The following is a 23,344-nucleotide window of genomic DNA, read 5'->3' on the forward strand; positions in this document are numbered from 1 at the left end:
TGATATGAACAAGCAGGCAATCTTATTTTGGACGTTCATCGCACTAGCTGCTGTTGGAGTCTTGACTTGGCTGGGAAATGCTAGTCCATCCAGGATCATTATTCCTCTGGTCGTGTTCGGAGCCGTATTCCTGCTGTACAGATATCCGCCTCGTCGCTGGGCAAGCAAAACCAAATCACCGAAGATTAAGCCATCCGCACGAACCATGGCGAAAGTCAATGCACAGTCCAGTGCCAGAAAGAGCAGCGGTTCTTCAAAGAAACGCAAGGATTATCCTTTCCAGGTGATTCAGGGACAAAAGGGTAAAAGCGATGAAGATATACCGAAATATCACTAAAAGTTACTGAATGTACAAAAAGCAATTCTCCCATGCGGAGAATTGCTTTTTTCACGTTTATACAGGAATCAGCGGTGGAGCTTCTGCTTGTTTCTTGCGCAATTCTTTTCTTTGTTTGTCCAGCTGCTCATCATACATTTTCGTATTCCACCCGTTGAAAAATTCGCTTCCAGCGGTAACACCTGAACGGTATAAAGCCGTGCTGTCCTGTAACGATAAATGAAATTGTGTTGGTTTAATGCCAAGCGTTGGTATTTTCACGGTACGAAACCGGTTAATCTGTTCGATGTAGCGTTCATCATGTGCTGTGAGCATCGTCTCCACAAGGGCCTGAAGCATGCTTAGCGGTCCTTTAATCCGGGCAGGCTCCACCTCCGTTTTGCCCACCATTTTGAATCCGACGACCGGAATAACATCTCCCCCCTGTCCCGTACGATCACCATCGAAGAGCCACAACGGAAAATTGCTAAGCAACCCACCATCCACTACGTACACGAACTGATCTTGAAAAGGAAGCCCTTTGGAGAATACTGGCGATTTGCGTATGACAACCGGATCGAAAAAATACGGAATACTGCAACTCATACGTACCGCTTTTGCCACATCCAACTTAGCAGGATCAATGCCGAACCGCCGAATATCGTCCGGCAGCACCAAGATGGTCCCATTGGATATGTCCGATGCGGTTATAAGCAACTTGCCTTTCGGCAAGTCAGCGAATGTGCGAATCCCTTTTTGCTCCAGCATCTTGCGAATCCATGATTCCAGCGCTTCTCCCGAATACAGTCCTTTCTTCAAGAACAGCCTTGCTGCGGGTCCGATCCATCGGGTATTAAAAATGGGGGAACGACGCAGCAATGAAATAAAGGGTGTTTTCTCAATAATGTCTTTCATCTCTTCGGCCCGATAACCGGCGGCCAGCAGCGCAGCTACAATGGAGCCGGATGACGTGCCAGCTACCCGATTAAACTGAATGCCACAATCTTGAGCACCCTGAACAGCACCTGCAAGCGATATTCCCTTGACGCCTCCACCTTCAAATACCGCGTTAATTAACATCACAAAAAACCCCCGTTCTCCAGGCAGCACATTTCTACTGCCACTCTATGAGAACAAGGGTTTGTCTTATCACTATGTTGTTAAAATGTTTTATAGACCATAGTAGGCTTTCAATTTGGCAATCAGGCCGAGAGGGTTCTTCGTCAGGTACTGTGAACTAAAGAAAATGTCCCCTTTGACCGAGCCATACTTTTTGTTGTAGTTCAGCTGATCGATGATCTCCTGTGATGTCTGCCAGCCAATCTCCGGCGTGCCCAGCTTATAAGGAGCGTGTCCAATATACAATTTCACATTTGTGTTAGCCACTTCATTCGCCCACCAGTCCACAACTTTGTCGTATCGAGCTGCGCTTAGTGTCATACTCCAATACACCTGAGGAGCGACATAGTCGATCCACTCCTGATTGATCCATGTCCGCACATCTGCATTCATGCTGTCATACGCGGTTACTCCTGCTTTGGTATCAGAGCCTGTCAGATCAACAGATTTATTACGCCATACACCGAATGGACTAATTCCATATTCAACGTTCGCTTTTACCCTATGAATGCTCTGTCCGAGCTGCTTGACGAACTGATTAATATTGTCCCGACGCCATTCAGCACGGTCTTTCGTATTCAATGTGTTATAGGTTTTGAAGGCTGCATCATCATTAAACGTCACATTGGATGGATAGAAATAATCATCCAGGTGTACACCATCAATATCATATTGATTGACCACTTCCATGATTGTATCGATAATATGCTGTCTGGCTTCCGGGATGCCCGGGTTAATATACATTTTGCCGGATGCATTCACAATCCAGTCTGGGTGAAGCTTGGAAATGTGATTTGCAGCCAGATTGGATGTGCTCGCTGAGTTGGTCGCTCTAAACGGATTAAACCAGGCATGGAACTCCAGGCCCCGCTTGTGAGCTTCCTCAATCATGAAGGCGAGGGGATCATAACCTGGATCTTTACCCTGTGTCCCTGTCAGCACACTGTTCCAAGGCACCAGACCTGAAGGATAGATGGCATCTCCGTTGGCTCTCACTTGGACAAATACGGCGTTAATGCCCATGCCTTGTAATGTATCAAGCTGTTTCGTATATTCCTGCTTTTGCTTCTCTACATTTCCCTTCGCCCCGGATGAAGGCCAGTCTCCATTCACAGTGGAGATCCACGCTCCACGCATCTCTTCAGATGCCGGTACAGTGCCTGTGCCTCCAGGCTCTGCCGGGATTGCCGGAGTTGGTTCAGGTGTTGGTGTTGAAACGTCTCCTGTGTACAAATCAATGGTCTGGGCTGATTGGTTCCAATTCACCCGAATGCCAAGGTTCTCACTGACAAATCGAATAGGTACCATAACCCGACCCTGTTTCAATTCTACCGATGCATCCAGACCAACTACAGCGTTATCCACGGTCGCCTGCTGGCGTCCACTCGTCATCGTGATGACGGAATCGGACTTCTGGATGGTCACGGTACGAGTAGCCTGAGACCATAGTACAGATGCACCCAGTCCTTCGCTAATGACACGCAGAGGTACCATCGTTACATTTACTTTGGGCAAGATGTATGGTGATACATCCGATTCCAAGCGGTTTCCGTCCAGAAAAATAGCAATCTCCTTCTGTCCGGCAGCTTGTGCCGTCATGCCTGCTGTCTGTAATCCAAGTACAAAAATGAGCAGCAGCATCAATCCTTTACGAACATTCATTAGTGCAGTCCTCCAAAATCATTATAAATTTGCGGTAAATTCTACTAGTTTAATAGACGCTCCTACCGTTCGTTTAGTTGCGAAAAATCACCAAATTATGGTGTCAAACCAAACAAAAAAATGCTTCCTGCCATTAAAACGGCAAGAAGCATCCTTTGATCACAGGATACAATTCATTGTATATTACTTTGTTTAATGTACTGCTGGAACTCAAGACTCCGTATTACTCATGACGTCCTGAAGGTTTTTGAGGTCACGCAACCGACTCTCATCCTGACGGAAGTATTCAACCAAGGACTCAATACATGTAATGGAGTCCCAGCTCAGGTGATGTTCGATGCCTTCCACATCATTGTAGATATTTTCTTCCTGAACACCAATCGTTGTCAAAAATTGTTCAAGCAGATGATGGCGTTCCATCAAACGTTTGCCCATCTTTTTGCCTTTTGGCGTAAGCACCAGTCCGCGGTACTTCTCATAGATCAGGTACTCGTCTTTGTCCAGCTTTTGGATCATCTTCGTCACCGATGAAGGATGCACTTCCAGTCCTTCAGCTATATCAGACACACGAGCATAGCCCTTTTCATCAATTAATTTGTATATACGCTCCAAATAATCTTCCATACTGGGCGTTGGCATCTGCTTCCCTCTTTTCTCTCTGACCGGCCCCTATTCGTGCCTGGTCCCTATCTTATAATGATACATGTTATCAATACGCATTGGCAAGTCCTGCACATTTCGCAGCGCACGGTACACAAGTAATTGGCAGGCGTGACTTTTCACCGAACGAGGCAAACTAAGCTAAGTTCCGCATCGAAAGGAGTGATTTCGTGAGTACAAGTGTAGCTCAACCGCCAGTTCGCAAAGCAAAAGGTACTAAACCCTTTATTCCCGATTTGGTGTACTTTGAACCCGGTGCGCTGGAATATGATAAAGGTAAACGTATTATGGAGTGGGTGACTTCCAAAAACATTCCTTATCAGATGACCACATCGCATAACCGGATCACGAATCTGCCAGGTGAAACCGAACAAGAAAAGTACCGGATGGCGAAGCGTACTCTGGTCGTTGGTGTGCGCAAAACACTCAAGTTCGACCAGTCGAAACCTTCAGCGGAATATGCCATTCCTATCTCTACAGGCTGTATGGGACACTGCCATTATTGTTATCTTCAAACTACACTTGGTGCCAAACCTTATGTCCGGGTGTACGTCAATACCGAGGAGATCATTCAGGCTGCCAAAGGGTATATCGAAGAGCGCGCGCCAGAAATCACTCGATTTGAAGCCGCTTGTACGTCTGATCCTGTAGGACTCGAGCATATCACGGAGAATTTAAGTGACTTGATCCGTTTTATGGCGGAAGAAGAATATGGACGCTTGCGCTTCGTAACCAAATATCATCACGTTGATCCGTTGCTGAACATTAAGCATAACGGCCACACCCGTATCCGGTTTAGTGTCAATTCGGATTATGTCATCAAAAACTTTGAACCGGCTACCTCCAGATTTGAGGAACGCATAGAAGCTGCTGGCAAAATTGCACACGCAGGTTACCCTCTTGGCTTCATTATCGCTCCTATTATGTGGTATGAGGGCTGGGAAGAAGGATATTCCGAGCTGTTGCAGAAGCTGGCAGATACACTTCCAGAGGAAGCAACCAAGGACCTTACGTTTGAGATGATCCAGCACCGTTTTACCAAAACGGCCAAAGCGACCATTGAAAAGCGTTATCCTAAGACCAAGCTGGAGATGGATATCGAGAAACGCAAGATGAAATGGGGCCGCTGGGGCCAGTACAAGTATGTGTATAAAGATGATCAGCAAGATGCGCTGCGCGAATTCATTACGGAACGGATCTTTGAACATTTTCCACTAGCCAATATTGATTACTTCACCTAAACGAAAAAACGGGACTGCCCTGCACGAATAGTGATGCGGGTATAAACATTCACACCAAACGATTAAAAAGCAGGTTACATGACCCAGAGTGGCTCTGGTTAACATGTAGCCTGCTTTATCATGCATAATAAAAATCTAATTTCAGTTCATCCGTTTAAATAATCATCCAGTCTGGTGTAATCTGCTGCAACCAGATCGTAATCTTCGTCATCCGGTCTGTAAAAAGCAATATTCCAAGGAATAGCATTAATGCTCCCCCGATTTTCATCATGACATTGGAATACCGTAAGATCCAGCGTGTCGAACCAATAAAAAACGCCAAAATGAAGAACGGGATGGCAAACCCTGCAGTATAACCTGTAATCAGCGCCAGCCAGGTGGTGGGTTCACTCGCAGCCATTGCAATAATCGCTGTTAGAATAGGCCCAATACAAGGCGACCATCCTGCTGAGAAACCGATACCAAATATGAAAGAGCCCAGATAGCCTGCTGGTTTCCACTTCATATCCATCTTTCGTTCCTTCATTAGAAACTGCGGTTTGAACACACCAAGCAAAAATAACCCCATAAGCATAATCAAAATCGCAGACAATTGCCGAATCAGTTCCCGGTTATCATTGAAAAATTGGCCAAACAGTCCGGCACCCAAGCCGAGCGAATAAAACACAGCCGAAAAGCCCAGAATAAACGCCAGCGTGTGCGTCATGGTCTTAAAGCGGACTTCTCGCTGATTGCGGTCATCCTTCAATTGTTGCACCGTCATCCCTGTAATGTAAGAGAGATATGACGGATACAACGGAAGACAACATGGTGATATAAATGAGACCAAACCTGCTACAAAAGCCATCCATACATTAACATCAGGCATGAAGCGGATGTCTCCCTTCCCCGGGCTCACGTGCTTGCTCGTTCCGTCGTCAGGCTCGGAACCCTTTTTTTCCAATCATCGTCAGAATCAACATCATGATCAGCAATAATACGATCGTTGCTCCAGGTGCGAGGTTCCAGATGCCCGCAACAACCAATCCAAGGACTACGGCAATTTCACCGATCACCACGGACAGAATTATCGCGGATTTGAAACTTCGAGCCATCAATAGGCTGACCGCTACCGGAATGGTCAATAGCGCTGACACCAGTAGTGCGCCGACAATCTTGATCGCCGTACTAATAACGAGTGCTGTCATTACAGTGATTAACATATTCAGAATTCTTACAGGCAATCCTGTAACCGCTGCTGCATCTTCCTCAAAACTGAGCAGGAAAAATTCCTTATGTAACAATGCCACTACAATCACCACGATCAGCGTAACCACACCTACCAGCTTCAGATCTGTAGCGTCTAAGGTATATATGCTGCCGAACAAATAACTCATGACATCTGCATTATATCCTTTGCCCAGCGTGAAGAACAAGGAAGCAAGAGCGACGCCACCGGACATGATAATGGCAATCGATAATTCGGCGTAACTCTTATACGCTTTGCGCAATTTCTCTATCGCAAATGAAGCAAGCACGGCAAATATCAAGCCTACCGCAATGGGATACACTTCAATCAGGAATCCAAGTGCAACCCCGGCAATGGTCACATGAGACAAGGTGTCTCCGATCATGGATAACCGCCGCAAGACCAGAAACAGTCCGATTAACGGAGCGGTAATACCGATTAGCAACCCACCCGCCAGCGCACGCTGAAAAAAATCACTCATTAATATTTCCAAAACAAACACGACTCCTTCGGCCTTACTTACTCTAATCTAATGGGCCATACATACGGCTAGCGTACCTGTGCAGTGGTATGTTGCAGATTGGTTTCTGCACAATCCTGTACCTCATGCGAATGACGAACATGGAAATTAATTTTGCCATTCGTTACGGCAGCTTCAGAACCCAGATAACTCTCCATCCGATCCATATCATGAGACACCATCAGAAAAGTCATGCGGTGATGTTCATGCATATGGGTAATCAGTTCAAAGAAACTGGCCTGTGATTCGGCATCAATACCTACTGTGGGTTCATCCAGAATCAACAGATCCGGGTGATTGATAAGCGCTCGTGCCAAAAAAACACGCTGCTGCTGTCCACCGGACAATTGACCAATTCGTTTGTTCGCCAGATCTTCAATCCGCATAACCTGCATCGCATCTGTGCACTGTTGCTGACATTTGCGAGACATACGACGGAACATGTTTTTGTTATTGTACAAACCGGACATAACCACTTCACGAACAGTTGCAGGGAATAACGGGTTAAATGCATTCTTTTGAGGTACATACCCGATTCGTTCCCAGTCCTTGAACCTGCGGATCGACTCTCCGAATAGCTTGATATCTCCCTGCGCAGGAGGAAGAAGTCCTACCAACATACGCAACAATGTCGTTTTTCCCGCCCCATTGGAACCGATAATCCCGACAAAGTCCCGTTCCTGGGCCATAAAATTGAGATTCTCAATCACTCGCTGGTCCCCGTAGGAAAATGATAGTTTCTCGATCTCTATAATTGGATCATGACATAGTGGCATGATTTGCTGCATGGCAAAGCCGCCCTTCATTATATATAAGGATTGCATAGCGTCCTAAGAGCCTTCACCGCGAACGGTAAAGACTCTTCGACCTGAATCCTTCATTCTATCTTATTTTAATGCGATCAGCAGATTTTGCAAATTTTTCTCCATCAGGGTGAAATAATCATCCCCGTTGGTTGCCTGCTCCTTGGTCAATCCCTCAACTGGGTTAAGAACCATGGTCTCCACTCCTGCTTCACTTGCCAGAGTTTTCGCCAATTTGTCAGATACCAGCTCTTCGAAGAAAATGTACTTAATGCCTTCATCTTTAACCAGTTTCGCAAGTTTCACAATATCCTGCCCTGTCGGTTCAGCATCCGGGGAAAGTCCCATAATCGCATGCTGAGTTAGTCCATAATCACGTGCAAGGTAGCCGAACGCTTGGTGCGAGACAACAATTTCCTTGTTTGGCACTTTAGCCAATTCATCTGTAAAATGCTGATCCAGCGTCTCAAGCTTGGTACGAAGCTCTTCATAACGTTGTTCGTACCCTGCTGTGTGATCAGGATCTGCCTCGACCAGACTATTTTTGATGTTTTCAGCCATGATCATAGCAGATTTCGGACTAACCCACGTATGTGGATCAATATGATGATCAGCGACATCTTCTTCACTGGTAGCCTCATCTGCATGTTCGTCTTCATGCTCTTCGCCGTGACCGTGCCCATCGTCACCCTCTGCGGTCAACAGCTTCACGCCTTCGCTGACGGCAACAGACTTCACCTTTGTATCGCTATTCAACGACTTTAGGAAATTCGGCACCCATCCTTCCAGTCCAGCTCCATTATAGAAAAATAACTGTGCCTTGGAGGTATTAACTATATCCTGACTCTTTGGAGTCCAGTCATGTGGTTCTACTCCCGTTGGCAGCAGGTTAATGACATTGGCATCTTCACCACCAATTGCAGCCGTAAAAGCATACACAGGATAAAATGTCGTCACAACGTTTACTTTACCTTCCACAATCGTCGCACTCTTGGAGTTATCCTGCGCACATGCAGACAATACCAGTAAACTGAGAATAAGGAAACCCGTCCACAGTAACTTCATATTGCCTCTTTTGCTTGTCTTCCCTGTCCGGTTATCCGGAACTTGATGTTGCACTTTATAAAATGTCATTATGATTCACTCCGTCTCTTAATCGTAAACATTACTGAAAGAATTATAGGTAACCTGAACCTACTTGTCAAGCTATCCCGTCCTATTCATTCTTTCCTGAAGTACGGAGTTATAACAGTATATGCTTGTTCTCTCCCTGTCAGATACGAAATTATATCAACAAAAAAAGGGACCCGAATTACATCGGGCCACCTTGAGTTATAGATACGACAATATTTGAATCAATTTCATAACTCATAAAAAAAGGATTATGATTTGATTCTTCTTATTTTACTTGTGCGCCATTAGGCATGCTGTCTGGTACTGTAGCAAGTGTAAGCTGGTCGCCATGGGATGCTGCAAGGATCATACCTTGTGACAGTTCACCACGAAGTTTCACCGGTTTGAGGTTAGTTACACAGATGACTTTGCGTCCAACCATCTCTTCTGGCGAATAGAACTTTGCGATTCCAGAGACGACTTGGCGCTGTTCATAACCAAGATCGAGCTGCAATTTCAGCAACTTATCCGCTTTTTTGACAGGTTCGCAGGAAATGACTTGAGCCACACGCAGTTCAACTTTGGCAAAATCGTCAATGCCGATCTCTTCCGTACCTTCAGGTGCAGTTACCGGTTCAACAGCTGCCGAAGCTCCAGCCTCTGCTTGACTTGCTTCAGGCTGTGCCGCTTTTTGGCCGCCAGTCATCGCTTCTGAGATATAGGCAATCTCCTGTTCGGAATCCAAACGCGGGAAGATTGGATCACCTTTTTGCAAAGCGTTTCCAGCCGGAACCAGCCCCCATTGCTTGGCTGTATCCCACGCCGTGAGTTCACCTTCCTGAATGCCGAGCTGTGCCCAAATTTTATGCGGAGCACGCGTCAGGAACGGTTGCAACAGGATGGAAGAAATGCGCAAGCTTTCGATCAGGTGAGCCATAACGGATGCCAATTCATCGCGTTTTTCTTCATCACGAGCCAGCGCCCATGGCTGCGTCTCATCAATGTATTTATTGGTGCGGCTGACAAATTGGCTGATCGCCGTCAGTGCTACGGAAAACTGCAGGTTTTCCATCGCCTGTTCCACTTTTTCTACTGTAGCATGGCCTGCTTCTTCCAGCGAAGCATCAAATTCCGTTACATTCGATGCAAACGCAGGGGCTTTGCCTTCAAAATATTTGTCTACCATGGCAACTGTACGGTTCAACAGGTTACCCAGATCGTTCGCAAGGTCGGAGTTTACACGTTCTACGAAGCTCTCCGGTGTAAACGTACCATCGGAACCAAACGGTACTTCACGCAGCAGGTAATAACGCAGTGCATCGAGACCATAGCGGTCAATCAGAGTCACTGGATCAACCACATTGCCTTTGGATTTGGACATCTTGCCATCCTTCATCAACAACCAACCATGTGCAAACACTTTCTTCGGCAATGGCAGATCCAATGCCATCAACATAATTGGCCAATAGATCGTATGGAAACGAACAATTTCTTTACCTACCAGATGTACATCCGCAGGCCAGAACTTGTTATACAGGGATGCATCGGATGAACCATAGCCCAGAGCTGTAATATAGTTGGACAATGCATCAATCCACACGTAAACCACGTGTTTTGGATCGCCTTTAACTTTGACGCCCCATTCAAATGTAGTACGTGATACAGCCAAATCTTCAAGACCCGGCTTAATGAAGTTGTTGATCATCTCGTTCTTACGGGATTCCGGCTGAATAAATCCCGGGTTCTCTTCATAATATTTCAACAAACGATCTGCATATTTGCTCATACGGAAGAAGTAGGATTCTTCTTTGACCAATTCAACGGGGTGGCCGCTATCCGGGCTCTTGGCTGAGATAATCTCGCCCTTCTCATTCTTCTCTACATCCACCAGTTGAGTCTCCGTGTAATACGTCTCATCCGGAATGCTGTACCAGCCTTCATACTCACCTTTGTAGATATCTCCCTGTTTCAGCAAACGGTCAAAGATATCCTGAACGACGGTTTTGTGACGCTCTTCAGTTGTACGGATAAAGTCGTCATTGGAAATGTCCAGCTTGTTCCACAGTTCCTTAATTCCCACAACGATATCATCGATAAATGCTTGCGGAGTCTGCCCTTTTTCCTGGGCCTTGCGCTCAATCTTCTGGCCATGTTCATCGGTTCCTGTCAGATAATGAGCATCATAACCACGCAGACGCTTGTAACGAACCATCGCATCTCCCGCCACAGTTGTATACGCGTGCCCAATATGCAATTTGTCACTCGGATAATAAATCGGGGTTGTCAGATAAAATGTTTTTTGGTCAGCCATGAATGACTTCTCCTCCTTCAAATGGTCCTGCTTCATGTGATCCTTTCGTCCAAAACAACTAAAAAAGAACACAAAAAACTCCCGCCCCTATGGGACGAGAGTTGCTCTCACGTGTTACCACCCAAATTCCCCATGTTTTTCGCAAAACACAGGCTCTGTCGGTCCTTCGACCGCCCATTAACGCTGGATCACGCCTCAGCCTTACGACAGCAGCTCTGAAATCGCTGTCTGCACGCTCGAAAGAGGTTCCTCCGGGACCATGTTCCATCCTCCTCCCAGACCGGTTCTCAGCTCATCCGGCTCTCTGCACTGGGGGTGTGTCTGTACTTATCCCTTCACTGGAAATCATATAGAAGTTGTTCAAAAAGTAAAACCAGACTTTTGAACTTGCACATATAGGAAAAATATACTGAAATGCGGGCCCCTTTGTCAAGTGGGCAGCAGCCTCGAGTTCAATTCCAGTTTGCTTCACGGCCACCCGAATACTTCAGGTTATAACGTTACTCGGATACCAGAGTAGACTTCTCCGCCTTTGGTGGCACCAGATCTACACCACCTGGATGAAACGGATGACATTTGGCAATACGTTTCGCTGTTAACAACGAGCCTTTGAGCGCACCGTGCACTTCAATCGCCTCCATGGCATAAGCCGAACAGCTCGGATAGAACCGACATGTTGGCGGCGTTAATGGAGAGATATAGTTGCGGTACACACGAATGGGTGCCTGAGCGATTCTGCGCGATAACTTCATCGTCAGTGCTTCCCGTGAGCGTGATGTCCCGACGCCGCTTTGGCAGGAGCATGCTCAGCACAGTCCTTGCAATAGCCAAACACCTCAAACTTGTGGTCCACAACCTGAAATTGTTCAGGCGCATCCGCAAGCTGCATCGGGCAAAAAATAATAGGATACGTCTTCTGACACTTCAGACAGATCATATGATGGTGATGATGATCTTCACTACAGTGTGCTTTGAATTTAACGCCATCTTCGAAGATGACCTGTTCCAGTACACCCAGTTCCTGCATCACCCGCAGATTCCGATATACTGTGTCAAAACTCAGTCCGCTGTAAGTCTTACCCATATATTCATAGACGTCCTTGGGTGTAAGATACCCGGGGGACTCGGCAAATAACCGGGCCAGTGTTTTCCGCTGATCAGTAATGCGGAGCCCCTGTGAGGACATAGTCGAAATAATCTGTTCTGTCGACAGCATGATCTAAAGCACCTCCTGTCTTACGAGCATTTTGCCTCTTCTGTATACATCTAATAATGCATCAAATTACGATTAGAGTCAACGAAGACACCGGGTTAGGTCATTCCAACAACACATAAAAAGGACTCCATACACATGCATTGCCATTACGTTTAGCTTTGAGCTAATGACATTACATATTGATGGAGTCCCTTCCTGACGGTTCAGATGATCAATCGTTCGGGCGACTTTTGGGGTGAACGGGTATATATGATATAAGCTTTCACTCCAAACCGTCCGTGCATGTTCATGATATTACTTTTCAGCCGGAAGCGGCGTGAACAGCAGGTTAACAGGCAAGTTACTTCCTGGTGCCGCCGAGAAGAGAATCGTTACACTCTCGCCGTATGAACCTGTGCGATACATTACGCTTTGCTCATTAGGTGCAGTTACAGATTTACCTGTGGAAATCTGAACAACTTGTCCGTTCACGAGTGCCACACCTGAGTATCTGCCTCCACGAGGGTTAAATGAAATCAACGTGCGCGGAGCAACATTATTCAATGTAATTTTGTACAATACACCGAAGTTACCTGCGTTGGAAGCTTCTGTGTAAGCCATCGGGTCCGTTCCCACAAGGTTCGGATCACTTGCATTGTCTCCAAGTGGAAGACGTGCAGGCTTCGATCCTATTTCTTGATCATACGTGATGATCCGTGTTGCATTCGGGTACGTTCCGCGGTTGTGAACACCATCACGATCCAGAACCGGCAGGCTCGACAACACTTCCATCGGGTCCTTGTTTTCTTCGATCATGATAATGTTGTAATCCAGTTCATAGTCACTGAATACATCCGAATACAAGGAGATGACTTGTCCCTGTTTCATCGGGAGAACACTCAGATCATTAAGAATCAGTTTGCTTTCTCCTGGCTGGATATACACTTTCTTTTGTCCGGTACCATTCTGCATGGACTGGAACCAACGATCAATGGACAACTTTCCAGCTACCGTTGCAAAAGGAGATGGTCCTGCAAAGCCCATGTTTTGTTGTTCAATGGACGCCGTGTATGCATTGTTGTTTGTCGCTACAACATACATTTTCACTTTTTTGCCCGTGTTGTTCACATGGTGAATCATGAATCGTGTCTGTCCGAAGGAAGATTCCTTGTACACAATGCCTTCTGTATTCACGGTTTCCGGGCTGTTACTGCGGATCAGCAGACTGGGTTCATCATAATAAGTGAAAGGTACTTTCTCCAATGCGGGTACTCCACCACCGTCAAAAGTGAATTTCTCACCAACTGGTGTGAACAATTGATTGAAGTCGGACAAACTATACAGCGTTTCGCCCGTAATGTTGATCATCTTGGTGTAGCTATCACTAGCACCATGTTTATCGGTAACTGTAATCGTTACGGTCTTCGGTCCTGGAACAAAGAATGCAAGTGCATTGTTATCCCACTCTGTTTTTACAATGGCATTCTCATCATCTGTGCTTTGATCAATATAAGTGATTTTCTCACCCATTTTGTATTCTTCTTTATCTGTCGTAAACATTGCGACAGGTGGCAGATTCGGTCTTTCAACCTTAATCGTAACCGAATACGGATCGCTCCATTGACCACTTGAATCCTGAACCGCATAGGTTACTGTGTATACACCTGGTTGGTCGAATGAATCCTGACGACCTGTCCAACGCTCATCTACAATGCTGAGTCCCTTGGGAGAACTTGATCTGGTGGTGTAGGTCACCTGGTCTCCGGCAAAGACCTCTTTTTGTACCGTGAAGCTCGCCACCGGTTTGGTACTCAGATTCAATACAACCGTTTTGGCAGATTGATTTACTTTATACGTAATGTCCAGAGCCTGTGTAATTGAAGTCAATGGCACCATGAACGTATTTTTTTGTTGATAAGCCGCGCCCTTCATCGTTCTGGACACACCATTAACGGTATAGATCTTGCTGTTGGTTTTGAAACGCAGCTCATCTTCACCACTAATAATGATCGTTTCTTTGGTTGTGTTATCGTATTTAACATCATAGCCAACCCGATCAACGAGAGCACGAATAGCTACATAGGATACACCATTTTTAACAGCCATTGGCTGCCCGGCAAGATATGTTTTGCCATCTTGCATCATTTTATTACTGTTCATATAAAGAGTAAGGTCTCCACCTCCGCCTCCAGCAACAGATGAACTCCCCGTAGACGGTTGCTCTACTTCTACTGGTGCAGGTGCTGGTGTTTCCTCAGCTGTACCTTCTTCGTCCGTCGGTTCCTCTACCGGATCAACTGGAGTAACATCTGTTCCTGTAGGAACATTGGTTTCCGGATTCACTTCTTCAGTTGTTTCATTATTTGATGTTGGCGTGTTTGTTTCGGATTTCACTTCGGATTCCGCGATGGTTTGTTCTTTCTTCACAACCTCCACGGATTTAACTTTGGCTGTATTCACTGGTGTAGTATCGCTCTGATCTGCTGATTGTGCATTGGCAGGAATCACTGCAAACGCCTGAAAAACAGCAAAAGCGGTAAGTATGGACAATTTCTTCTTCAAATTCATTCTTTGTCTTTGGCTCCTTCTGCTCCCATTTATAAATATCCCCCTCAAAAAGTCATATTATTAGACGCTTGCAACCGGGAAAAGTTGCTAAAAAGTTAAGAGGAGAATTGTAAACTTTTAATAGAAGGAAAATACTATGAAAATAGTTATCTATCAATAATCATTTCGGCATGGGATTCCAAAATTACCCATTGACAACTTTCAACAAAAAAATCTCTCTGCCATATGGTCTATCAGCACCATATCACAGAGAGATGTAAGGATTGAATAGATCTAGCGCAAACGGACAGGCAGGCGCCCTGTTGGCTGCAGTCCCCATGTTAACACTTGGGACAGTGCCCGGACGACTGCTGGTGTATTCTCATAAGTACACACATAACTTCCCGGCCTCGAAATCTCCAGCAGATCATATGGATTGCGCAGAGCAATGACAATCAGCGAATGATTCTCACTCAGCTTTTCAACCAAATACTGTTGCCCTTTCGGAAGATGCCCTGCAGATGTGTACGTACATACGATAACTTGCTCACTCTCCAACACTTCAGCCAATATCCGATCTGCTTCATCATAAGTAGGCTGAGTTGTAATCTTGTGTTCACGAACTCTGCCTCGCAGTTGCGATAACGCTATACCAAGCGATTCTGTATGGGACCATGGTTCATCCACCTCTGTCCGCTGCACAACCTCAGGCCAGATGACATGCACGTCCTTCTCTGGATCCAACGGCAGTAGTCCATCATTATGAACGATGGTAATGCTGCTTGAAGCAATCTTGAACAGCGTCGATTCGTTTCGTTCACTGGGATCACTGGGTTCAGTGGATTCATTGTCATTAACAGGTTCAACATCGGTTACTTCGATCGTTTCACTTGCTTTAGGCGAATCAAGACCAGTGTCCGGGTACCCGCAGCGCGCTGCCTTCCATGTAATAATACGTTCCAGTGCCTTGTTAATGATATCTTCCGTAATTCGCCCTGTTCGAACGGCTTGAACAATGGCTTCCACAGCAGCAACCTGATCTTGCAGGGTATGACTTACCAGAATCAGATCTGCTCCTGCCTCCACAGCACAAATGGCAGCTTCAGCTACCCCATACGGCTTGGATATTGCATGCATTTCTAGACAGTCTGTAATAATAATGCCCTCAAAGCCCATTTCTTCGCGTAGCAGACCAGTTAAAACTTTACGCGACAACGTTGCCGGAATGGGCTCAGGCTCAATTGAAGGGAACATCACATGAGCTGTCATAATAGCATCAACTCCGGCCTCAATCGCCTTGCGGAACGGTAACAACTCCATCTGTTCCAATCTGTTTCGATCATGAGGTACCGTAACCATACCCAGATGAGAATCTACGGCGGTATCTCCATGTCCCGGAAAATGTTTGGCAGTAGCAGCAATGCCTTGTGATTGGTATCCCCTGATGGCTGCTACGCCATGAGCGGCCACACTTTCAGCATGTTCACCATACGAACGCACACCGATAACCGGATTGAGCGGGTTGTTATTCACGTCAACCACGGGGGCAAGGTTCATATCAATACCGATGCTTTTTAACTCACGCCCCAGAATTTGGGCACACGCCAGGGTATATTCCGGATTGCCTGTCGCACCAAGTGCCATATTACCCGGCACTTGCGTCATTCCCTCTTTGTCAATCCGTGCAACCATGCCACCTTCCTGGTCCACCGAAATCATGAGTGGAAATGCCCCCGCTGCAGCCGCCATATCTTGCAGTTCGGCGGACAGCTTTGTCAATTGATCTACACTGTGCACATTGCGCCGAAAATAAATGACGCCTCCAATATGATAGTCACGTATTAAATGAGTAATCTGTTCATCTGCGTGCTGACCGTGAAATCCACACATCAACAATTGGCCTACCTTTTGCTCCAATGTCAGCTCATTCAAGGGTTTCATTCGACCTCTCCTCTCGTTTCCGTTGCCACTATGAACCCAGTCGTTTGCTCTGTCTATACTCCGAAGGTTTCATGTGGAAGTGTTTGTGAAACACCTTGGAGAAGTAACGGCGCTCCTTGAACCCTGTTGCTTCCCCAATCGCTGTAATGCTCCATTCGGTTGTACTCAACAATAAAGCAGCACTTTCCATCCGTTTCTGGGTCATGTATTCCACAAAAGTAACACCCATTTGAGTTTTAAATAGCTGGCAGAAGTATCCCGGACTGATTCCGAGCCAATCGGAGACTTCATCTATTCCCAAGTCCTGTTGCAGCCGTGCATCCATATACTCACAAGCAGACAGGATCAGTTCCGATACGGAAGGACGTGGCTGCGTTTGTTTGCCCTGACAGGCTTGGGTAAGAACCTCTGCAAGTTCAAGCAGTTCCCTCATGGACACGGCCCCTTGCAGTGCATTCCAATAATTCACTTCATGCCCTTCAGCGATGGCCTGTACTTCGCGCAGTTCCCGAAGCATGTGTACAAGCATAAACCGAAGATTGGTTTCATCCATTCTATTGAAGGTGTGTCCTGAATTCCCCATTCGTTGTTTAAGACGATCCAACACATCGCGTAACCCGTGCTTGTTCCCTTGACGAATCCACCGAGTAACCAGCTCCAGATCTTCTCTTGTAATCCATGAGTTAGCCCCTTTGGAGGCCGTGTGATCATACGATAAAGCGGTTTCGGGACAACTCGAACTTAGCACCCTGTCTTCACTCTCCGAATGGAACATCAGTATTTTTTGACAATGCCGGTATCGCTCCAGAATTTTACTTTCCCGGTTCACGGGCACATCATCCTGAACAACCCTGATCCTCACACTTGAATTCAAGGATACGATCGCATTCAATTCATGATACAGTTGATGGGCCAGTTCCTCTGAACGACATTTCCACTCACCCGATGCCTCCAGCAGGATGCACCACTCACCTTTGCGAGTCGAAAGAATCTGACAGTCCCCCGTCATGCTCTCTGCCACTTCCCGAAGTCTTGAACTGATGTTCTCATGCCATCGCTCATGCTGAAGCTCGGACCAGCCGATAGAATGGCGAAAATAACCGACCGCATCCACCAGCAGCAACGTATACGGTGCAGCCGCTGTTATGAACTCAGGAACAGAGGCAGGATAGGCAATTTTCTGCGGTGCTTCTCCCCGCAATAGGTCAATCAAATGTTTGTGTCTGATCCAGCTTTCCATCTCTTGGCTGCGATAACGTTGCGATTCGTTTTCCATACGTCTCTTCTGGATCTGCCCGGCAAGCTCACGCAGTTTATGTTCCAGATTCAAATAATCGATGGGCTTGCATATGTATTCATGCACGTTATATTGAATAGCGGTCCGAGCATACTCAAACTGCTGATAACCGGTCAGCAAAATAATTTCACACGTTTCACCCTGCTCTCGCAGCAACCGAATGAGTTCCAATCCATCCATGGACGGCATCCGAATATCGCATAAGAGAATGTCTGGATGAATTTCTGTTACTTTCCCCAGCGCTTCTGCCCCGCTTCTCGCTGTACCCGTAATTTCAATCCCCATCTCTTCCCAGGGTAAGATGTAGTTCAGATTCTCCAGAATCGGGAGCTCATCGTCAACCAGCATTGCAGTCAGATTCATCCGGCTTCCTCCTGCTCATATAATGGTATGATGCATCGAATTACAGTGCCATACCCCGGTGCAGAACATATGAATATGCCATACCCGGTCCCGTATTGAATACGAATTCGATCTGCCACACTTCGTAATCCCAATCCCCGGCGTTCCGTTATGGATGATAATGATTCCGTCCCTTTGACCAGCATGTCTTCCGGCGGATCTGCTGCCATGTACTCAAATCGTGCGAGCATTTCCTGGGCAATACCAATCCCATTATCCTCAACACATAACACAAGTTGATCCCGTTCTGCATATGCGCTTATCCGCAATACACCTGGATAGGTGATTCCCTCAAACCCATGTTGAATGCTATTTTCCACCAGAGGCTGGAGCGTCAGTTTGAGCAAAATTGAACTGTATAGATGGGGTGGTATGTCAATCTCATAGGTGAACAAATCACTGAACCTGTATTGTTGAATTTCCAGATAACTCTGCAAATGCCTTATCTCCTCACTCAGCGGAATCTCCTCCTGATCCTGAATGCTGATACGAAGCATATTGCCCAACCTGGTCACCATCTCGCTTACTTTGCGGCCCTCGCCACGTAGTGCCAATCCATTAATGGATTCCAATGTGTTAAACAGAAAATGGGGTTTGATCTGGGCTTGGAGTACACGTAGTTCCGCTTGGGCCTTCTGCTCTTGCTCAGCCCGAACACGACGGAATAATCCCCCAATACGTTCCAATAGCTCATTGAATCCTTGCGCCAGAAGCTGCATCTCGTCAAAACCTTTACCTTCCACCCTTGCGTTAAAATCACCATCATCCACACGGCGCATAAATCTTACAAGTACAGCAATATTGCCCGTAATGCGATTCATGAAAAATAGATTAAAGATCATGGCGGCGAACAGGCACGACAGAATAATAATGACAGACCAGCCTGCAAAAGTATTTGTTTCCGCAGATAAGGCTTCCCATGAAGTCACACTGACGAGACTCCAGTTATAGTTCTTCAGATGATATTGCGAAATGATGCTCTCCTTGCCGTCAAAGACCGTTCTGACGCTGCGAAAGCCGGGACCGTAACTGCCGGATTCTGCTCCAAGGTTCTGCATGTTCTCACCGTTATAACGCCCTGCAGGATCATAAACGATCAGTCCTTCTTCGTTAATTAACAGGAATGATGTATCCTGTGCCGAATCACTGATTTGCAGGTGACGAAAGATCCGGTCGATCTCTCCTTTTTTGATCTGAACAACAAGCACGCCGATATTTTGAAAATAACTGAGTTCCTTGACCAGTCTGATCTGGGTGAAAACAGGTTCTACTCCGGTTAATTCGGAATACTCCAGAGGTGCGAGCCATTTGGGCACGCCATTAAGTTGCTGAATTTCGTTGAATAAGGGATGCACTTTGAATTGCTGAAAAGGAAGGGCTTGAAAATTTTCTTTGGTGAAAATGGAGACAATCTGGTTGTTCTCAGAAGAACGCAAATCATATAAAAAGGCATAACTGATGAACGGATAATTATATAGAAGGGAACGGAAATTGCGCTGGCTGGCATTCAGGGATAACTGATTACCGGTGCCCAGATCCTGCTTGGTCGGGTCTTTCGCGTTCAATGCCATCTGGAAAACAGATGTCGCTATCCCGTTGTCGGTCACATTATTAATCTGCTGAAATACATTCTCGATATTGTAACTAATGGCCTGAAGCGCATATTCGGCCTGTTGATTGTATTTTTTCTCAATCGTATGTGATGTGACCAGAAACATGCCAATGCCCAGCGCACACATCGGTACAATGATCAGCAGCAGAAATGCCAAGGCCAGCTTCATTCGCAAGTTCATATCCCGTTCTCCCTATTCACTGGTTCATGGTATTAACCTTTGACACCGCCTGCAGTTACTCCTTCTATAATTTTCTCCTGGAGTATGGCGTAGATCACAAGTACAGGTACAACGCTGTATACAATACCTGCCGACATCTGAGCATAGTTCATCTGATATTGATCCCGAAACTGGACCATACCCACGGGCAGCGTGCGCAATTTATCGGTGGATAAGAAATAGTTGGCGAGTAAAAATTCGTTCCAGTTCCCGAGGAAATTAACGATAAAAACGGTAACAATAGCCGGAACCGTAAGAGGTATCACTATTTTAGCAAAGATACCCGGGGCCCTCAAGCCGTCCATAACCGCCGCTTCCTCAATTTCACCAGGCAGAGATCGCATAAAAGCCGCCAGTATAATAATGGTAAAGGGAATCGCATTCGCCACATAGGGAACGATCAATGCCAGATGTGTATCCAATATGCCCATTTTGCGTACAAGCAGATAGATCGGCAGCATGAGTGCATTGTTGGGAATAAGCATGCCCGCCAGAATCAAGCTGTACAGAAATAGACTCCATTTCCGGTGTCTCATCCGGGTTACGGCAAAAGCAAACATCGCACCGAGTGCAATTGTACACGCCGAAGACAGAATTGAGATGTATAGGCTGTTCCAGAAATACGTGCCAATCTTCGCATTCACCCAGGCCTCCACATAATTGTTAAACTCCCATGTTGTCGGCAGACCGAATGGATTCAAGGCAATTTCATTGTTATCCTGCTTGAAAGACGAGAAAATCACAAATAAAAAGGGAAACAAAATTGCGATTAAATACAACATTAACAACACATGAGGTATACTGCTTTTTATGTTTTTCGCCATCAATATTCCACCTTCTCGCTCTTTCTCGCCACCAGCAGTTGATACACCGCAGTAAGCACAAGCGTCAGAGCAAAGATCAGTACCGCAATGGTATTGCCATAACCATATTTGAAATTGGTAATCGCATATTTGATCATGTATGTCGCAAGAACCTCGGTGGACCCAGCGGGCCCACCTTTGGTCATGACAATCACGATGTCAGCTGCTTTCATAGCTCCTGCAATGGACAACATGATAACGACGGAAATGATCGGACGAATCAGCGGCAGTGTTATCCGCATTGCACGTTGTACCGCCGTTGCACCATCGATTGCAGCTGCTTCATCCAAATCACGGGGAATCGCCAGTATGGCAGCCAGTACCATGACAATGTAAAATCCCGTCCACTGCCAGGCATTGGTAACCAAAATGGACAACATGGCAAATCGGTTATCGGATAACCAGTAGATTGGATCGATGCCCAGCACATGAAGCATTTTGTTTAATAATCCGATGTTGGGCTCATAGATGAACCCCCATAAGATACCGATCACGGCTGTAGACATAATGGATGGTAAAAAAACAGCTGTTTTATACAGACCTTTCAGCCTTTTCACATTGGCAATCAGTAGCGAAAACAGGACGATTAGAGGTACCTGAATCAGTACCGAAAATCCGATGAAAAAGCCGTTATTCCGTGTGGAAATCCAAAATCGTTCATCGGTCAGTGCCTTCACATAGTTGGATAAGCCCACAAAACGTGGCTCAGCGGAAACCCCATTCCAACTCGTCAGACTGTAATATAAGGAGCTGCCAATAGGATATAGAAAGAACATGATAAACAGAATCAGGGCTGGCATTACAAACAGCGTATAGATTAACGGGCTGCGGAGTGAAGTATTCATGGTCAGCCTCCTTAAGTCACTTCAACGGTCGCAGTTTCAACTTGGATTGATTTATTCCACTGAAGCGTTTGCTTCCTCCTGTACCTTTTGCAGTTCTTCTGCCATTTTCTCTGGCGTAGTCTGCCCACCGATCAACTTCTGAATCTGCAGATTACTGATCTCTGTCGTCACATCAGCCTGAACGAGTGCATCAAATGCCGGGAACGACATCTTGGACGCATTAAGCACGGCCACAATTTCTTTCATCAAATCATCGGTAATGCTATCGGTTAACACTTTTTCATCCAGCTTCATGGCAGGCAATACACCATCTTCCACAAGGCCGCGAACCTGCATATCTTCATTGTAGAAATTTTTGATAAAAGCCTTTACGGCTTCCAGCTTCTGCGGATCATCCGCCACGGCTGCCGAGAATCCATATCCATTGTTCACATCCCGCATCAAGGACGTCTGATCACCTGCTCCGTTCTCTACCGGAGGCATATTAAAGAATCCAACCTTGCCAATGAGCGATTCCCCGCTTTGGCCTTCCTTGAACACAGATGATTTCCATGTTCCGTCATACATTAATACCGCTTCTCCGCTGGTAAATTGCGTGGTGTATTCGGCATATTCGAAGCCCAGTTCACCTTTTTTGAAATAACCCTTATCAACCCATTCCTTATGTTTGGCAAAACCTTGGACAACACCCGGATCAGTCCACTTCGCTTCACCTGTTGCAAACTTTGCGGTAATCTCCGGCCCGGCATAGCGGGACCACAGGTGGTTGGTTAACATAAGAGGAACCCAGCCTGCCTTGGATGCAGAAGCAAGCGGCACTTTGCCATCAGCCTTAATCTCGGCCAACATGTTGTCCAGTTCAGCCATGGTCGTTGGAGCTTTCCATCCTTTTTGTTCAAAGTACTCTTTATTATAGAAAAAACCTTCGCCCGAACCGCCAATCGGCAGTCCATACACTTTGTCTTCATACGTAAATGGCTCAAGGGATGTAAACTGGTCCTGGATGCCCAACTCTTGAAGGATTGGAGTCAGATCAAGCAGCATACCTTCCTTGGCATACACTTTGGAATCCGGACTGCCGAACAGTTCAAATATATCCGGCGGGTTACCTGCCGCCATCTCCCCGCGAAGCTTCTCTTTGCGATTCACGTCGGATTCGACACCATCCAGCGTAAAGGTCAGATTGGGTATCTCACCCTCCACTTTGTCCACAACGTCCTGCAGAATGGCCAATCGTTTCTGTTTGTCAGCCCCCACCTGCGTGTGGCGAAGGAGCATCTCAACCGGTTCCTTACTTGTCTCCTCCACAGGTGTATTGCCTGCGCCTTGCTGTGGCTCGTTACTTGAGCTTGCACATCCCGCCAAAGTCCATGAAGTGATAAGCAATAATGAAAGCAGCAATGTCATTCTTTTTTTCATCGGGTTGACCCTCCTCAAGATATTGAGCAT

At 46.3% G+C, this 23,344-nt stretch carries 19 protein-coding genes; 2 read left to right on the forward strand and 17 right to left on the reverse strand.

Going from position 1 to position 23,344, the window contains the following annotated elements:
* Positions 1-4: 4 nt before the first annotated feature.
* Positions 5-337 carry a hypothetical protein gene (locus MKY85_RS19680; RefSeq protein ID WP_339235501.1) on the forward strand — a complete coding sequence of 111 codons (333 nt, stop codon included), beginning with the start codon at positions 5-7 and terminating at the stop codon, positions 335-337.
* 57 nt (positions 338-394) lie between these two features.
* On the opposite strand, the gene MKY85_RS19685 is transcribed toward MKY85_RS19680, so the two are convergent.
* From MKY85_RS19685 to mntR, 3 genes are all read right to left on the reverse strand, one after another.
* Complete coding sequence (locus tag MKY85_RS19685; protein WP_342570571.1) at positions 395-1,396, reverse strand: patatin-like phospholipase family protein; 1,002 nt, start codon at positions 1,394-1,396, stop codon at positions 395-397.
* A 90-nt stretch (positions 1,397-1,486) separates the two neighbouring features.
* Positions 1,487-3,097 carry a family 10 glycosylhydrolase gene (locus MKY85_RS19690; RefSeq protein ID WP_342570572.1) on the reverse strand — a complete coding sequence of 537 codons (1,611 nt, stop codon included), beginning with the start codon at positions 3,095-3,097 and terminating at the stop codon, positions 1,487-1,489.
* Between the two features lie 210 nt (positions 3,098-3,307).
* On the reverse strand, positions 3,308-3,736 hold the full coding sequence (gene mntR, locus MKY85_RS19695; RefSeq protein WP_062835284.1) for a transcriptional regulator MntR: 429 nt from the start codon (positions 3,734-3,736) through the stop codon (positions 3,308-3,310).
* Between the two features lie 191 nt (positions 3,737-3,927).
* Here mntR and splB point away from each other — a divergent pair, with 191 nt between their 5' ends.
* Positions 3,928-4,998, forward strand: a complete 1,071-nt coding sequence (splB, locus tag MKY85_RS19700) for a spore photoproduct lyase (RefSeq protein ID WP_342570573.1) — start codon at positions 3,928-3,930, stop codon at positions 4,996-4,998.
* Between the two features lie 154 nt (positions 4,999-5,152).
* On the opposite strand, the gene MKY85_RS19705 is transcribed toward splB, so the two are convergent.
* From MKY85_RS19705 to MKY85_RS19770, 14 genes are all read right to left on the reverse strand, one after another.
* The gene (locus MKY85_RS19705; protein ID WP_342570574.1) at positions 5,153-5,866 is read right to left on the reverse strand and encodes a cytochrome c biogenesis protein CcdA; all 714 of its coding nucleotides are present in this window, start codon (positions 5,864-5,866) and stop codon (positions 5,153-5,155) included.
* A 49-nt stretch (positions 5,867-5,915) separates the two neighbouring features.
* The gene (locus MKY85_RS19710; protein ID WP_017687569.1) at positions 5,916-6,719 is read right to left on the reverse strand and encodes a metal ABC transporter permease; all 804 of its coding nucleotides are present in this window, start codon (positions 6,717-6,719) and stop codon (positions 5,916-5,918) included.
* Positions 6,720-6,775: 56 nt separating this feature from the next.
* On the reverse strand, positions 6,776-7,534 hold the full coding sequence (locus MKY85_RS19715; RefSeq protein WP_339235515.1) for a metal ABC transporter ATP-binding protein: 759 nt from the start codon (positions 7,532-7,534) through the stop codon (positions 6,776-6,778).
* Positions 7,535-7,633: 99 nt separating this feature from the next.
* The gene (locus tag MKY85_RS19720; RefSeq protein ID WP_342573430.1) at positions 7,634-8,614 is read right to left on the reverse strand and encodes a metal ABC transporter substrate-binding protein; all 981 of its coding nucleotides are present in this window, start codon (positions 8,612-8,614) and stop codon (positions 7,634-7,636) included.
* 334 nt (positions 8,615-8,948) lie between these two features.
* On the reverse strand, positions 8,949-11,009 hold the full coding sequence (metG, locus tag MKY85_RS19725; protein ID WP_342570575.1) for a methionine--tRNA ligase: 2,061 nt from the start codon (positions 11,007-11,009) through the stop codon (positions 8,949-8,951).
* A 464-nt stretch (positions 11,010-11,473) separates the two neighbouring features.
* Complete coding sequence (yidD, locus tag MKY85_RS19730) at positions 11,474-11,725, reverse strand: membrane protein insertion efficiency factor YidD (protein ID WP_091018158.1); 252 nt, start codon at positions 11,723-11,725, stop codon at positions 11,474-11,476.
* Between the two features lie 2 nt (positions 11,726-11,727).
* Positions 11,728-12,189, reverse strand: coding sequence for a Fur family transcriptional regulator (locus tag MKY85_RS19735; RefSeq protein WP_339235519.1), 462 nt, complete (start codon positions 12,187-12,189; stop codon positions 11,728-11,730).
* Positions 12,190-12,483: 294 nt separating this feature from the next.
* Positions 12,484-14,736: a stalk domain-containing protein gene (locus MKY85_RS19740; protein WP_342570576.1), complete on the reverse strand. Its 2,253-nt coding sequence runs from the start codon at positions 14,734-14,736 to the stop codon at positions 12,484-12,486.
* 273 nt (positions 14,737-15,009) lie between these two features.
* Positions 15,010-16,656 (reverse strand): beta-N-acetylhexosaminidase, encoded by a 1,647-nt coding sequence (gene nagZ / locus MKY85_RS19745; protein ID WP_342570577.1) that lies wholly within the window; start codon positions 16,654-16,656, stop codon positions 15,010-15,012.
* 28 nt (positions 16,657-16,684) lie between these two features.
* Complete coding sequence (locus tag MKY85_RS19750; RefSeq protein WP_342570578.1) at positions 16,685-18,316, reverse strand: response regulator; 1,632 nt, start codon at positions 18,314-18,316, stop codon at positions 16,685-16,687.
* Positions 18,313-20,148 (reverse strand): sensor histidine kinase, encoded by a 1,836-nt coding sequence (locus MKY85_RS19755; RefSeq protein ID WP_342570579.1) that lies wholly within the window; start codon positions 20,146-20,148, stop codon positions 18,313-18,315. The genes MKY85_RS19750 and MKY85_RS19755 overlap by 4 nt, the downstream gene beginning before the upstream one ends.
* A gap of 32 nt (positions 20,149-20,180) precedes the next feature.
* Complete coding sequence (locus MKY85_RS19760; protein WP_339235533.1) at positions 20,181-21,011, reverse strand: carbohydrate ABC transporter permease; 831 nt, start codon at positions 21,009-21,011, stop codon at positions 20,181-20,183.
* Positions 21,011-21,895 (reverse strand): sugar ABC transporter permease, encoded by an 885-nt coding sequence (locus tag MKY85_RS19765; protein ID WP_339256228.1) that lies wholly within the window; start codon positions 21,893-21,895, stop codon positions 21,011-21,013. The genes MKY85_RS19760 and MKY85_RS19765 overlap by 1 nt, the downstream gene beginning before the upstream one ends.
* 51 nt (positions 21,896-21,946) lie before the next feature.
* The gene (locus tag MKY85_RS19770) at positions 21,947-23,314 is read right to left on the reverse strand and encodes an extracellular solute-binding protein (RefSeq protein WP_342570580.1); all 1,368 of its coding nucleotides are present in this window, start codon (positions 23,312-23,314) and stop codon (positions 21,947-21,949) included.
* Between the last annotated feature and the right edge of the window lie 30 nt (positions 23,315-23,344).

It is taken from the genome of Paenibacillus sp. FSL R5-0749 (assembly GCF_038595085.1).
GTDB lineage: Bacteria > Bacillota > Bacilli > Paenibacillales > Paenibacillaceae > Paenibacillus.